At 57.3% G+C, this 13,211-nt stretch carries 13 protein-coding genes and 1 riboswitch; of the genes, 9 read left to right on the plus strand and 4 right to left on the minus strand.

The genetic code is table 11. The features are described 5' to 3' along the window. The first annotated feature begins 7 nt into the window (after positions 1-7). The 7 genes from ABF979_RS02050 to ABF979_RS02080 all read left to right on the plus strand — a co-directional run bounded on the left by ABF979_RS02050 (position 8) and on the right by ABF979_RS02080 (position 7,627). Positions 8-562, plus strand: coding sequence for a DsbE family thiol:disulfide interchange protein (locus ABF979_RS02050; protein ID WP_046899968.1), 555 nt, complete (start codon positions 8-10; stop codon positions 560-562). After that, positions 562-1,020 carry a cytochrome c-type biogenesis protein CcmH gene (locus ABF979_RS02055; RefSeq protein ID WP_415557545.1) on the plus strand — a complete coding sequence of 153 codons (459 nt, stop codon included), beginning with the start codon at positions 562-564 and terminating at the stop codon, positions 1,018-1,020. Before ABF979_RS02050 ends, ABF979_RS02055 begins: the two co-directional genes overlap by 1 nt. A 4-nt stretch (positions 1,021-1,024) precedes the next feature. After that, positions 1,025-1,765, plus strand: a complete 741-nt coding sequence (gene ccmI, locus ABF979_RS02060; protein ID WP_415557513.1) for a c-type cytochrome biogenesis protein CcmI — start codon at positions 1,025-1,027, stop codon at positions 1,763-1,765. Further along, the gene (locus tag ABF979_RS02065) at positions 1,762-2,046 is read left to right on the plus strand and encodes a hypothetical protein (protein ID WP_046899971.1); all 285 of its coding nucleotides are present in this window, start codon (positions 1,762-1,764) and stop codon (positions 2,044-2,046) included. Before ccmI ends, ABF979_RS02065 begins: the two co-directional genes overlap by 4 nt. Before the next feature lie 197 nt (positions 2,047-2,243). Continuing rightward, positions 2,244-3,650 carry a class II fumarate hydratase gene (locus ABF979_RS02070; protein ID WP_415557514.1) on the plus strand — a complete coding sequence of 469 codons (1,407 nt, stop codon included), beginning with the start codon at positions 2,244-2,246 and terminating at the stop codon, positions 3,648-3,650. 114 nt (positions 3,651-3,764) lie between these two features. Next, complete coding sequence (locus ABF979_RS02075) at positions 3,765-5,267, plus strand: S10 family peptidase (protein WP_415557515.1); 1,503 nt, start codon at positions 3,765-3,767, stop codon at positions 5,265-5,267. A gap of 155 nt (positions 5,268-5,422) precedes the next feature. After that, complete coding sequence (locus ABF979_RS02080; protein WP_415557516.1) at positions 5,423-7,627, plus strand: histidine kinase dimerization/phosphoacceptor domain -containing protein; 2,205 nt, start codon at positions 5,423-5,425, stop codon at positions 7,625-7,627. A gap of 85 nt (positions 7,628-7,712) precedes the next feature. Here the strand turns inward: ABF979_RS02080 and purF are convergent, their stop codons facing one another. Genes purF through thiC form a run of 4 tightly spaced genes read right to left on the minus strand, consistent with a single transcriptional unit; the run spans position 7,713 to position 11,968 of the window. Continuing rightward, positions 7,713-9,152 (minus strand): amidophosphoribosyltransferase, encoded by a 1,440-nt coding sequence (gene purF / locus ABF979_RS02085; protein ID WP_415557517.1) that lies wholly within the window; start codon positions 9,150-9,152, stop codon positions 7,713-7,715. A gap of 25 nt (positions 9,153-9,177) precedes the next feature. Next, positions 9,178-9,741 carry a CvpA family protein gene (locus ABF979_RS02090; RefSeq protein WP_202206388.1) on the minus strand — a complete coding sequence of 188 codons (564 nt, stop codon included), beginning with the start codon at positions 9,739-9,741 and terminating at the stop codon, positions 9,178-9,180. A 3-nt stretch (positions 9,742-9,744) separates the two neighbouring features. Further along, positions 9,745-10,101, minus strand: a complete 357-nt coding sequence (locus ABF979_RS02095) for a hypothetical protein (RefSeq protein ID WP_415557518.1) — start codon at positions 10,099-10,101, stop codon at positions 9,745-9,747. A 13-nt stretch (positions 10,102-10,114) separates the two neighbouring features. Beyond that, on the minus strand, positions 10,115-11,968 hold the full coding sequence (gene thiC / locus ABF979_RS02100) for a phosphomethylpyrimidine synthase ThiC (protein WP_237389820.1): 1,854 nt from the start codon (positions 11,966-11,968) through the stop codon (positions 10,115-10,117). 58 nt (positions 11,969-12,026) lie between these two features. Beyond that, positions 12,027-12,176, minus strand: a riboswitch (TPP riboswitch). A 101-nt stretch (positions 12,177-12,277) separates the two neighbouring features. Here thiC and ABF979_RS02105 point away from each other — a divergent pair. Further along, the gene (locus ABF979_RS02105) at positions 12,278-12,775 is read left to right on the plus strand and encodes a DUF1543 domain-containing protein (protein WP_415557519.1); all 498 of its coding nucleotides are present in this window, start codon (positions 12,278-12,280) and stop codon (positions 12,773-12,775) included. Positions 12,776-12,812: 37 nt separating this feature from the next. Next, positions 12,813-13,160, plus strand: a complete 348-nt coding sequence (locus ABF979_RS02110) for a gamma-glutamylcyclotransferase family protein (protein ID WP_415557520.1) — start codon at positions 12,813-12,815, stop codon at positions 13,158-13,160. The last annotated feature ends 51 nt before the right edge of the window (positions 13,161-13,211 follow it).

Below are 13,211 nucleotides of genomic sequence, written 5' to 3' on the forward strand. Positions count from 1 at the left end.
GACACGCATGAATGCAACACGACGCGGCCTCCTGACGGCCCTTCCGATTGTTGGCGCTGGCGTTCTGGGCGTCGGGTTCTGGAAAATGCTGCAAGGAATGGAAAGCGGCGGCTTTGACCCGCGGGCCATCAAAAACCCGAATGTCGGCCGCCCTATTCCTGAATTCGCCATGCCAGGTCTGCCCGGGCTGGGTGACGGATTTACGGATAAGGAGCTGAAGGCTGAAACACGCCCGGTTCTGGTAAATTTCTTTGCGTCCTGGTGCATTCCCTGCGTTCAGGAAATGCCTGGCCTACGATCCATTTCCCGCAATATGCCCATCTGGGGCATCGCGTATGAAGACAAGCCGGAAAATGCGAGCGCCTTTGTTCAACGTGATGGCACGCCTTATGCCCGCGTGGCTTCTGACAGACATGGCCGCGTCGCGATCGACTGGGGTGTAACAGGCGTTCCCGAGAGCTTTCTTGTCGCCCCCGGCGGCCGGATTCTCTGGCATGGCAGTGCCGCTCTCGATCCGCAAATCTACGACGCGGAAATCCGGCCAAGGCTTGCAGGACTATGATGAAACGTCTGTCTGCCCTGCTGCTCGCTGTGACACTGGCTGGAGGCGGCATCGCTCTCGCTGTTGATGACCCGTCAGAAATGCTCCCCAACCCAGCGCAGGAAAAGCGTGCGGAAGCCATCGGTGCTCACCTCCGCTGCCTCGTCTGTCAGAATGAGAGCATCGAAGACAGCAGTGCACCGCTGGCCCGCGATTTACGCAAAGTTGTTCGCGAGCAGGTCGCGGCGGGGAAGTCTGACCAACAGATCATGGACTGGATGGGAGATCGCTATGGCGAATTCATCCGTCTGGCTCCCCAGTTTTCATGGTCCACAGCCCTGCTCTGGCTGATGCCTGCTCTGGCTCTGGTGGCCGGTCTTGTTATTGCGTGGCGTGCGACGAGGCGTCGCATCGTTACACCTGTGCCGCTCTCGGATGATGAGCGTGCACGCCTGGATGCCCTGTCGGGCCGGGAGTAAAGTCTTGTTCTGGTTGGGAATCCTGAGTGTTGCAGCTATCACGCTGCTACCGGCCCTTTATGGCCTCCGCCGCCTCCGCCGCCGCGTGGACGCGCGGGACTCTGCTTTGACGCTCTATCGCGGCCAGCTCGCTGAACTCGACCGGGACCGGGATCTGGGCCTCGTCAACGGAGACGAATACGGGGCAGCCCGCATCGAGATCCAGCGGAGGCTTCTGGCTGCCGACGAATCTTCCGTCACACCAGACCTGAAAGACGCAACGGCCCGTTCGAAACGCTTTCTCCCCGTTCTCGCCGTTGGTCTTGGCATCCCGGTTGCAGCATTTGCGCTGTATATCGTGAACGGGCACCCGTCCCTGCCGCCACAGCCTCTAAGCGCCCGTCAGGTCAAACCCGACGCCAAAGCCATGGTCATGATCCAGAAGCTTCAGGCGCAGGTCGCCACGATTCCAAAGGAAAATCCGACCTACGAGACAGGTCATGTCCTGCTGGGTCAGATCGAGGCGCGCGCTGGCCTGACCTCAGAAGCCATCGCTGACTGGAAGTCTGCTCTGGACATTCATTTCACTCCAGAGCTTGCAATCCAGCTCGCAGAACTCCAGACCCAGAAGGACGGGCACATTTCCGCGAGCAGTCTTGATCTGTATCGCCGTGCCCTGGCGGCCGCCCCGGCTGATGCGCAATGGCGCCTGGCTGTGGAAGCGCGGATCGCCGTCGGTGAACATGAGGAGAATCACGGCCAATGATGGAACCCCTTTCCACAGCCGTCACAATCTGTCCGGTCTGCCGGCAAAAAATCCGGTCGACCGCAGAGCACTGTCCGAACTGCGGTGCTGAACGTCATTTCGGGCCCCGGATGATCGAATCCGCCATCTGTGCCTTTGCAGGAATGGTTCTGCTTTCAGCCGTTTCGACCATGCTCCTCCCGATCTCCCTGTGGACGATCGTCTTTGCCGCCGCAGGTCTTTGCGCAGGTTTTCTGTTCTCCCACAATCGCTTCGGTGGGGATCGCTGGCTCGGCCGTTAAAGGCCGACATCTCAGTCAGCAGTTGTCTGTGCTTCAAGCGAAAGCGCCATCTGCTGATTGTCTGCGTCGACAATGCTGGGGAACGTTTTTCACGCGCCCAGCCTCATCTGCGTCCCTTCCCCTGTTTTCCCCCTGATCCTTCTGGGATAGTTTCCGCGCAGGCATGAACTCCGTCCTGCAGGAAAGCTCCAGACCGCATGAGCCGTATTGAAACCGATGGCATGGGCCAGATCGAAGTTGCTGATGATGTTCTGTGGGGCGCTCAGACACAGCGCTCCCTGAAATATTTCAGCATCGGCCGCGAACTGATGCCGCAGGAAATGATCGAGGCTTATGCGATCATGAAGCGTGCCTGCGCCTCGGCCAATGCAGCCAGTGGCCGCCTGTCCCAGGATCGCGCCGATCTGATTCATACCATCTGCGATGAGATCATGACCGGGCAGCATAACCGGATGTTCCCGCTCCATGTCTGGATGACGGGCTCTGGCACGCAGTTCAACATGAACGTCAATGAAGTCATCGCAAACCGGGCCAGCCAACTCACGGGTCAGCCGCTAGGTAGCAAAACACCGTTACACCCGAACGATCACGTCAACATGGCGCAGTCCACCAACTGCAACTTCCCCACGGCCATGCACATTGCGGCTGTTCTGGGTGTACATCGCCGCCTTATCCCTGCCCTCACCAGACTGCGGGATGCCATCGCTGCCAAGGCGGAAGAATGGAAGGATCTGGTCAAGGTCGGCCGCACGCATCTTCAGGATGCTGTCCCCATTACGCTTGGTCAGGAATGGCATGGCTACGCCGGGATGCTGACAGACAACATCGCACGCCTTGAAGCGGCCCGTGATGGCCTCCTCCCGTTGGCTCTCGGCGGAACGGCGCTCGGAACTGGTGTGAATACAGATCCCGGATTTGACACCCGTGCCTGTGGAGAAATCGCGCATCTGACGCAACTGGGCTTCACGGCTGGCGAAAACAAATTCGCCCTTCAGGGCGCACACGATGCGCTAGTTCACCTGTCGGGTTGCCTGCGGACTGCGGCGGGAAGCCTGTTCAAAATCGCCAATGACATCCGCCTGCTGGCCTGCGGCCCTCGTGCTGGTTTCGGCGAACTGCTGCTGCCAGAAAACGAGCCGGGCTCTTCCATCATGCCTGGCAAAATCAACCCGACACAGGCTGAAGCCCTGTCCATGCTCGCCCTTCAGGTCATGAGCAATGATGTGGCGGTTGGCTTGGGTGGCGCGTCCGGCATGATCGACATGAACGTGTACAAGCCGCTCATGATCCACAACATCATGCAGGGCATCACGCTTCTTCATGACGGGTCAGAGAACTTCCGTCAGCATCTTGTCGAAGGCATTCGCGCTAACGAAGACAAACTGAAGCAGGATCTGGACCGCTCTCTCGTGCTCGTTACGGCGCTTTCTCCCGCCATTGGATACGACAAGGCCGCACAGGTCGCCCATCATGCGATGGAAAAGAACCTGAGCCCGAAGGAAGCTGCTCTGGAACTGGGCTTCATGACAGCCCGTGACTATGATCGCGTTGCCGATCCGCGGCTGATGCTGTCTCCCAACATCAAGGCGCCTCAGGGCCAGTAACAAGACAATACCGGCCCCGCATGACGAAAACTTCATGCGGGGCAGGTGGCAGACGAGCATCCGTGCTGGTAGGGCAGAAACAACCCTGCAATTCTCATCGGAGATGACAGACAGATGATGTCCCGCCGCGCGCTGCTGCTTGCCCTGTCCCTTCTTTCACCCGTCTCTGCCTTTCCTGCCCTGGCGGCAGATGCCCCGAAGGACACGCCCAAAGCTGACGCAGCCAAGGCCTCAGACAGCTTTACCGGTGAAGCCGCTCTGCTTCCCACTGACTCGGTTACGAAGCATCATCTGAATGGCATCGCCTACACCGCGCATGCCGGCACCCTGACCCTCCGTGGCCCCGATGGGAAGCCGACGGCGCGCATGTTCTACGTGTCCTACACGAAGGACGGCGCAGCGGACGCCAAGCGTCCTGTCTCGTATTTCTTCAACGGTGGCCCCGGTGCCGCAACAGCCTATCTGAACCTTGGTGCCGCAGGCCCGGTCGCACTGACCATGCCTCCCAAGGACGCAACCGACGGCACTCACGCGAAGCTCGGTGACAATCCGGATAGCTGGCTTCCGTTCACGGACATGGTCTTCTTCGATGCCGTGGGCACGGGCTATTCCCGCCCGCTCGACACCGCCAAGGCTGGAGACCAGTTTTACGGTGTCAAGCAGGATGCCAGCACGTTTGCCAAGGCCATCCAGCTCTGGACAGCCAAGAACAGTCGCCAGTCCTCCCCGCATTATCTGGTGGGTGAAAGCTATGGTGGCATCCGCTCCATTCAGGTGGCAAATGCGCTTCAGATGGAACAGGGAATTCTGTTGAACGGCGTCGTGATGCTGTCGCCTGCCATCGAAATGCCGCTTCTGGACACGGACGAGAACCCTCTGTCTGCTGCCCTCATGATCCCCAGCCTGATTTCGGCTCATGAAAGCCCGAACGTCACCCAGGAATCGGCTGATGCAGCGTATGAATGGGCGATGGGCACTTATCTTCCCAAGGTTGCGGGCAAAATCCCCAGTGGCGAAGATGGAAGGACATTCTACGCCGAAGTCGCTCACCGTACGGGCCTTCCGGAAGATGTCGTAACGCGCCAGCATGGTGTTCCGGCGATCGGGTCGCATGACGTCATGTCCCAGAACGGTCGCCTTCACGGCCTGTATGACTTTACGCAGACGATTGCCGACCCTGCGGCAGATGGTCTGGACGAAAGCCCTGACCCAACGCTGTTCGGCTTTGGCCGGGCTTATGGCAACGCGTTCTCTGGTTACGCCGCCAACGACCTCGGTTTCCAGACTCCGCTGACCTATGACCTGCTTTCCTTCAAGGTCAATTCAAGCTGGAAATGGAGCGAAAACGGCCCCGCCCCTATCCATCAGATTCCGGTTCTGAACCGTCTTCTGGCGCTTGATCCCGGTCTGCGTGTGTTCGTTGCAAACGGGTACTACGATCTTGCCTGCCCGTTCGGCACAGCCCGCTGGATGAAGGACCATCTGACGGTCGGAGCAGACCGCGTTTCCCTGCATCTCTATCAGGGTGGCCACATGCTCTATACGCGCCCGGCCAGCCGTCATGCTCTATCTCTAGACGTCGCATCCTGGATGCAACAGGACGCAATCCAGCAGTAAGCCAAATTGACAACAGGGGGCCGAAAACCTTAAGGTTCACGATATATTCCTGTTGAATTGTCGTATTTTCACAGGGGTTTGCTTTTCGAGCAGCCCCTGCCTAGATGACAAGACCAAACACTTTCTGCATTTCCGCCAAGAGGGATTTTCAGACCTTGACCTTATCGTCGAAGATCTCTCTCCAGTCGGGGCAGCCCCTTTCAGATGCGCTGCTCACATCCTGTGATCGTGAGCAGATCCATCGCCCGGATGCGATCCAGCCCTACGGGCTTCTCCTGATTGCCAAGGCCGATACTCTTCAGATTATTGCCGGTGCAGGCGATCTGGAAGCGCGCCTCAATCCGAACTGGCTGGGCCAGAGCCTACCTGATCTTCTGAACATTCCAGCGGATGGACTGAAACAGTCAGGCGGCAAGGCCCTGAACAATACCCGGGTCTCCGGCCTGCAGGACGAGACATTCAATGCCCAGTTCCACGTCTCTGGCGAGCACCTTCTGGTAGAACTAGAGCCTCTGGACAGTCGTAATTTCCTGACGTGGGAAATCTTCAGCCAGATTGATGCCACGGCTGATCGTTTCGAGCGTTGCCCGGACATTGCTGCCGTGTGCCATCACGGCGCACAGGTCTTCGCGAAGCTGACCGAATTTGATCGCGTGCTTGTCTACCGCTTTCAGGAAGACGGCTCTGGCTGCGTGATGGGGGAAAAGCGCAATGAGGCTTTCCCATCCCTCATGAACCACCACTTTCCGGCCAGCGATATTCCCCGGCAGGCGCGTGCGCTTTATCTGCGCAACCGTATCTGTGTCATTCCAGACATTCATTACGAAGCTGCCCCTATTCGCCCTGTTGAGGCTGGCACCACAGGTATCGACCTGAGCGATGTGCAGCTTCGCAGCATCTCACCCGTCCATTTGCAGTATATGTCGAACATGGGGGTGGCGGCCTCAGCCTCGATCTCCCTGGTCGTGGACGGCATTTTGTGGGGCATGATCACCTGCCACAATGCGACACCGCGCATCCTTTCTGAGGACATCAGAGCCGCATGCCGGACGCTCGCTGGCGTCATGTCACGTCAGCTTCGAAACAAGGAAGAACTCATCACGTATCAGGAGCGTCTGCGCCTGAGAAATGCCATTGAGTTCGCGACATCCCATTTCGACCCTGCCGCGTCCGTAAAGGACAACCTGCAGCGATCCGTTACGGAGTTACGCAGTCTGTTTCCCTGCGATGGCTTTGCAGTCATTGATCAGAAGGAAATCAAAACGTCTGGCAAGGTTCCTGAACATTCGGATCTCCTGGCCATTCGTGACTGGCTCCGTCTGGGCAGCAACGGCGGGATTTTCTGTAGCTCGTGTCTGGGCAAAGACTACCCTCCCGCAGAAATGTGGCCCGAGGCTTCTGCCGGAATTCTGGCCATCACACTGCCTTTCCGAACCTCCCTGACGCTTGTCTGGAGCCGGGTCGAGATCGTTCAGGTCATCGAGTGGGCTGGCAATCCTCACAAGGGAGCGCCTGACCACGACGGGATTCTGCATCCTCGCAAATCTTTCGAGTCTTGGGAGCAGACCGTTCTGGGCCATTCCCATCGATGGACGACAGAACAGAAGCAGGCCGCCCGTCGTCTCCGCCGCAGCCTGATTGCCGATTATCAGACCCAGCAACTCCGCGAGTTGAATGCGACCCTGACGGCAACAGTTCAGGAACGTGAAAGCCTGATTCAACAGAAAGACTTCCTGATCCGTGAGGTAAACCATCGTGTGCAGAACTCACTGCAAATGGTGGCATCTTTCCTGAAGCTTCAGGCCCGGACGTCCACGAACGAAGAAACCACCGAAGCCCTGTCTGAAGCCCAGCACCGGATTGCGGCCATCGGGCTGGTTCATCGGCGTCTGTATCGTGGCGATCAGATGGGCATGGTTGATCTGAGCCGCTACCTTGAAGAGTTGATGGAAGAGCTCTGCTCTTCACTCGGCGAAGAATGGCAGGCGCAACTTCGCATGGTTCTGTCACCCGTCTCCATTTCGGCAGACCGCGCCATTAATGTCGGGCTGGTGCTGACGGAGCTGGTCATCAATGCCAGCAAATATGCCTACGGCGGCCAGGCCGGTCCGCTTTACCTCTCGCTTTCCGTCACTGGCGACCGTCTGACGCTGACTGTTTCCGATCAGGGCCGTCATGACATCAATCTGAACGGAAGCGGTTTCGGGACACGCATGATGAAGGCTGTCGTCGGCAGTCTTGGTGGCACCCTCACCTATACGCCGCTTTCCCCTGGCCTTGAGGCCATCATGGCTGTGCCGCTCGACATCAACGGACCTGCCTCAGCGCATGAAGACATTCCTGACGGTCTGTATTCCTGAAAGCATCTGTCTGAGCACAAAAAAAGCGCCTGCTCTCTCATGAGAGCAGGCGCTTTTTTTATGGTCGCAATAGAGCGAATATCACTCAGGAAACCAGATTGCCTTCTTTGTCCACGAGCGTGATCGGATAATCACCCGTGAAGCAGGCATCACAATAGCGACCGGCCCCATCTGCACGGCTTTCATGACCGAGCGCCCGATACAAGCCGTCAAAGCTGATGAACGCCAGACTATCGACCCCAATAACGGAAGCCATTTCTTCCATCGTATGCGTTGCTGCCATCAGCTTGCTCTCTTCGGGCGTATCAATGCCATAGAAGCAAGGGTGGCGCGTTGGCGGGGACGTAATGCGCATATGCACTTCCGTCGCACCGGCCGCGCGCACCATATCCACAATCTTGCGAGACGTCGTTCCACGTACAATCGAGTCATCAACCAGAACGACCCGACGTCCAGCTAGAACCGGACGATTGGCGGAGTGCTTCATCTTCACGCCAAGATTTCGGATCTGATCCGTTGGCTCAATGAATGTCCGGCCGACGTAATGATTGCGGATGATACCCAGCTCAAACGGGATACCGCTCTCAGCCGCATATCCGATAGCAGACGGAACGCCGGAGTCCGGCACTGGCACGACAACGTCTGCTTCGACTGCCGTCTCACGCGCCAGCTCCGCACCAATGCGCTTGCGGGCTTCGTAGACAGGCTGGCCTTCGAGCACTGAATCAGGCCGTGCAAAGTAGATGTATTCAAAAACGCAGAAGCGCCCACCCTGATCGCCAAACGGACGAAGGGATCGCAGCCCCTCAGAGTTTATCACCACGATTTCGCCGGGCTCGATATCCCGAACATATTCCGCTCCAATGATGTCGAGCGCACAGGTCTCACTGGAAAGAACCCAGCCACCATTCGAATCTTCGTAACCCGGCATCCGACCCAGAACCAGCGGACGAACGCCCAATGGATCACGCATGCCGATCAGGCCGTCATCGGGCGTCAGGGTAATGAGGGAATAAGCCCCCTTCACCTGCTTGACAGCATCAATGAACCGATCGAGCACTGTGGTGTACAGAGAGATGGCAATGAGGTGAATGAAGACTTCCGTATCCGTGGAAGAATGGAAGATACATCCGCGCTTTACCAACGCCTGCTTCAGGGTCGCGGAGTTGGTGAGGTTCCCGTTATGGGCGACTGCCAACCCACCGAACTCATAATCCGCATACAGCGGCTGCACATTCCGGACATGCGTTCCGCCTGTAGTGGCGTATCGGTTATGACCGATGGCGACACTTCCAGGCAGCGTTGCCATGACACGGCTGTCTCCGAAGACATCACCGACCAGCCCCAGACCTTTGTGCTGATGGAACCGTTCGTTATCGAAACTGACGATTCCGGCAGCTTCCTGACCACGATGCTGAAGTGCATGGAGTCCAAGAGCGGTCAGGGCAGACGCATCAGGCACGCCCCAGACGCCGAAAACGCCACATTCCTCGTAAGGACGGTTAAGAGTATCGGAGGCAGTCATGCAGTTCGGCCTTTCCGGACTGGGTTCACAACGACGCGTCATGACCGCTTGTGGGCGGCGATGCAAGATGTGGTTGCAATGAATGTGGCAGATAACCGGCAAGTCGGGATGCTCCGGCCTCAATATATGGCCCGGTGAAGCTTCCCTGCATCAGGTAGGAGGTCCAGGACCCGAAAAAAGACCCTGCCAGCAGATAAAGTGCGATCAGCATCACATATCCGCGCAGAATGCCGAAAATAGCGCCCAGTATGCGGTCTACGCCCCCAAAAAGAGTGCCCCTCACCGCTGCTCCTACACGCCCGGCGATCGTCGTCAGAGTTAGCAGAATGACGATGAACAGGACTGCCGCGCTTACGCTCTCCGCCAACCAGCTTTCATGCAGATACGGAGAAATCCACGGAACAAGGGCAGCGTGAAACCGATAGGTGAGAATGACGGCAGACGCCCAGGCAACAAGCCCAGATAGCTCGGTCGTAAAACCGCGCGTGAGTCCCCACAGAGCAGACAGACCAATAACGATCAGCACGCCGATATCCAGCCGGCTCAGATCATCCGGCGAAATATGAGACAGATCTGGAAGAGAGGGCATGGCTCAGGGCAGTTTGGTGGAACGGTAATGACCGCCTTTACGGGGACGGATGCCATTAGCACGAAGTTCTTCCGCCAGGCGGATTCTTTCGTTCAGTTCTACCCAGACCTGGTCAGCATCAACACCCCGCGCCTTCCACACCTTCTCAAGAAGGCCGACAAAAGCCGCACTTTCCCGAACCAGGCCCGCACGATCATTGACCATGACATGCAGCACGCAGCTTGAAGCCGAATTGCCCAGTCGGGTCGCCAGTTTCGTGACTTTGCGGGTTTTTCGGAATGGGCGAAGGTCTTCCTTAAGCGGCATCACTCTATGATGAGGGTGATGACCTATGGACGCAAGGCCATCACCCTCAATCATTCCGCGAAGGGCGTTATTCCGCGATCGTTTCTACTTCGTTTTCTGGAACGTAGAGTTTTGCCCCATGTTCCTGAAAGACCTCACTCATCTGCGCCATACCATCCTGACGTTCTGCCTCCCGGCGAATGTCATGGCTGATTTTCATGGAGCAGAACTTCGGACCACACATTGAGCAGAAATGAGCTGTCTTGTGCGCCTCTTTCGGAAGCGTTTCATCGTGGAAGCTGCGTGCCGTATCCGGATCCAGCGCCAGATTGAACTGATCTTCCCACCGGAACTCGAACCGTGCACGGGACAGCGCATCGTCTCGTAGCTGAGCCGCCGGATGTCCCTTCGCCAGATCTGCCGCATGGGCAGCAATCCGGTAGGTTATGACACCCGTTTTCACGTCTGAGCGGTCCGGCAGACCCAGATGTTCCTTCGGCGTCACGTAGCAGAGCATCGCCGTCCCGAACCAGCCAATCATGGCCGCCCCGATACCGGACGTAATGTGGTCATAACCCGGCGCAATGTCCGTCGTTAGCGGACCAAGCGTGTAGAACGGCGCTTCCCCACATTCCTTGAGCTGCTTGGTCATGTTGACCTTGATCTTGTGCATCGGCACATGACCCGGCCCTTCAATCATGACCTGACAGCCCTTTGCCCAGGCCACCTTCGTCAGTTCACCCAACGTCGTCAGTTCAGCAAACTGTGCCGCGTCATTCGCATCGGCAATCGACCCCGGACGCAGGCCATCCCCCAAGGAGAAGGTGATGTCATACCGGCGCATGATGTCGCAGATCTCTTCGAAGTGCTCGTAGAGGAAACTCTCGCGGTGATGCGCCAGACACCAGGACGCCATGATGGAGCCACCACGGGAGACAATGCCCGTCGTGCGCTTTGCAGTCAGCGGAATATGCTGAAGGCGGACACCAGCATGAATCGTGAAATAATCCACACCCTGCTCGGCCTGCTCGATCAGCGTGTCGCGGAAAATTTCCCACGTCAGCTTCTCAGGAACACCATTCACTTTTTCCAGCGCCTGATACAGCGGCACCGTGCCGATCGGCACTGGAGAGTTCCGCATAATCCAGTCACGGATGTTGTGGATATTCCGACCGGTGGAAAGATCCATCACCGTGTCCGCACCCCAGCGGATGGACCAGACCAGCTTCTCGACTTCTTCTGCGGCAGACGACGTCACCGCCGAATTGCCGATATTGGCGTTCACCTTCACAAGGAAGTTTCGGCCAATAATAACCGGCTCAAGTTCCGGATGGTTGATATTGGCGGGGATAACAGCCCGGCCCCGCGCAACTTCTTCCCGCACGAATTCAGGCGTAATGAAAGCTGGAATAGAGGCACCAAAATCCTCGCCATCGGCAAGGCGTTCTTCTGCTCCTTCAGCCATCTCAGCACGGCAGACGTTTTCGCGATGAGCAATATAGATCATCTCTTCCGTGATGATCCCTGCCCGCGCAAATTCATACTGGGTGACGAATTTCGCGCCCTCGCCGGAATAGACCTCATGCGCCGCAGGACAGGCCGGAACAGCCTGAGCTTCGCTGGCAAATCCATTGTCTTCCGGTTTGACCGCACGAGCGGGAACCTGCTGGAAGCCCCGCTTTGCAAGCCATTCCGCCCGCGGAGCAGACAAGCCCTTCTTCACGTCAATCGTGACAGACGTGTCTGTGTACGGACCAGACGTGTCATAAACTCTGACAGGCGCCTCATTGGCTGACGGATGCAGCGCAATTTCGCGATAGGGAACCAGGATATCCGGACGCCCCGGTGCTTCGGACCATTTCTTGCAGGACCCTTGGATCGGGCCTGTCGTCACGTGATCTACCGCTGGTTTCTGGTTCAGGTTTTGTGGAATATCACCCATGTTCGCCCCCTCTGAGGCAGAGGGAGTAACAACACGGAACACCGGCTATGCCAGTTTCGTTGTGTCTCAACACCATTCCCTCCGCCGGTTCTAACCGGATCAGGTTTCCCGGATGCAGAATGCACCCGGCAGGGTCGTCACACCGCAGACCTTGCAGTCTTTCAGTGACCTCTCAGCTTCTTCGGGCGAAGCTCCCCCTGGTAGGGGCCACACTCATCGCATCCGCTTCGCCCTGTCAATGCGTTTCACCGTGAAGTGAGGCCGATAAACAGCTATGACCCGCTTTATTTTACTCAGGAGGGCACGCCCTTGAACCTGTATGTTTTCTATCTCGGCGGGGCAGCGCCCGGCGCCAATATCGAAGTTCATGATGTTCAGTTTGCGATCGCGAACAAGCCGGAAGATGCCTATCCCTCTCTTGCGGAGCGCTGGTTTGGAGTACGAAACTCCCTGCACGTTGACGCCTATGGTGTCATTGCATGGGCTGATGGACATGCTGTTACACTCAGTCCTGAAAAGCCTGTAGGCGGCAAAACGCTCTATTTCATCAATATGGGTGGGTATGCGCCTGGCGAACTCAAGGAAGAGCACGCCTTCACGTTTCTTGTTGCTGCATCGCCAGAAGAGGCCAAGGCAAAAGCCAAAAAGACCTTATTACCGGGCTATGACCACCGCCACCGCGATAACTTCATGGAAGTAGATGATTGCCTGCCTCTGGAACAGATTGATGGGCTTTACATCCATCTGACCCCACAGAAAGACGGGCAACCTGTGACAGCGCTTTGGCAGGGCTACCGAAAGATCTGACGTCCTCCCACTTCATCTCACGGCAAGGGAGCCACTCATGCCAGACCCAATGTCGGTTTATCTGTTTTCTTACGGAACGCTCCAGCACCCCGAGGTTCAGCTCTCCTCATTTAGTCGCCTGCTACATGGCGAAGATGATGCGATAACGGGCTATCAGACGTCGATGATGGAAATCACGGACGCTGCTGTTATCAAGGCCAGCGGCAAACGCTTTCATCCTGTTATTCGCCCTAGTGACAATCCACAGGACGAAATCACGGGGCAAGTCTTCCGCATCACTGAAGCTGAGCTTCTCGCTGCGGACGCTTACGAAGTGTCCAGCTACAAAAGGGTGCAAGTTACACTGCGCTCAGGCAAGAATGCATGGGTCCACGTGCTCGCCTGACCAGTGCAGAATCAAAAAAGGCAGCCAGTGACCCGGCTGCCTTTTTCAGAA

The organism is Gluconobacter sp. (assembly GCF_047723935.1).
Taxonomy (GTDB): Bacteria; Pseudomonadota; Alphaproteobacteria; order Acetobacterales; family Acetobacteraceae; genus Gluconobacter.

Bases quoted from the DNA above. Each gene is read 5' to 3' on its own strand.
- ABF979_RS02050 (WP_046899968.1), top strand. From the start codon at position 8: ATGAATGCAACACGACGCGGCCTCCTGACGGCCCTTCCGATTGTTGGC.
- ABF979_RS02055 (WP_415557545.1), top strand. From the start codon at position 562: ATGAAACGTCTGTCTGCCCTGCTGCTCGCTGTGACACTGGCTGGAGGC.
- ABF979_RS02065 (WP_046899971.1), top strand. From the start codon at position 1,762: ATGATGGAACCCCTTTCCACAGCCGTCACAATCTGTCCGGTCTGCCGG.
- ABF979_RS02070 (WP_415557514.1), top strand. From the start codon at position 2,244: ATGAGCCGTATTGAAACCGATGGCATGGGCCAGATCGAAGTTGCTGAT.
- ABF979_RS02075 (WP_415557515.1), top strand. From the start codon at position 3,765: ATGATGTCCCGCCGCGCGCTGCTGCTTGCCCTGTCCCTTCTTTCACCC.
- purF (WP_415557517.1), bottom strand. From the start codon at position 9,152: ATGACTGCCTCCGATACTCTTAACCGTCCTTACGAGGAATGTGGCGTT.
- ABF979_RS02090 (WP_202206388.1), bottom strand. From the start codon at position 9,741: ATGCCCTCTCTTCCAGATCTGTCTCATATTTCGCCGGATGATCTGAGC.
- ABF979_RS02095 (WP_415557518.1), bottom strand. From the start codon at position 10,101: ATGATTGAGGGTGATGGCCTTGCGTCCATAGGTCATCACCCTCATCAT.
- thiC (WP_237389820.1), bottom strand. From the start codon at position 11,968: ATGGGTGATATTCCACAAAACCTGAACCAGAAACCAGCGGTAGATCAC.
- ABF979_RS02110 (WP_415557520.1), top strand. From the start codon at position 12,813: ATGCCAGACCCAATGTCGGTTTATCTGTTTTCTTACGGAACGCTCCAG.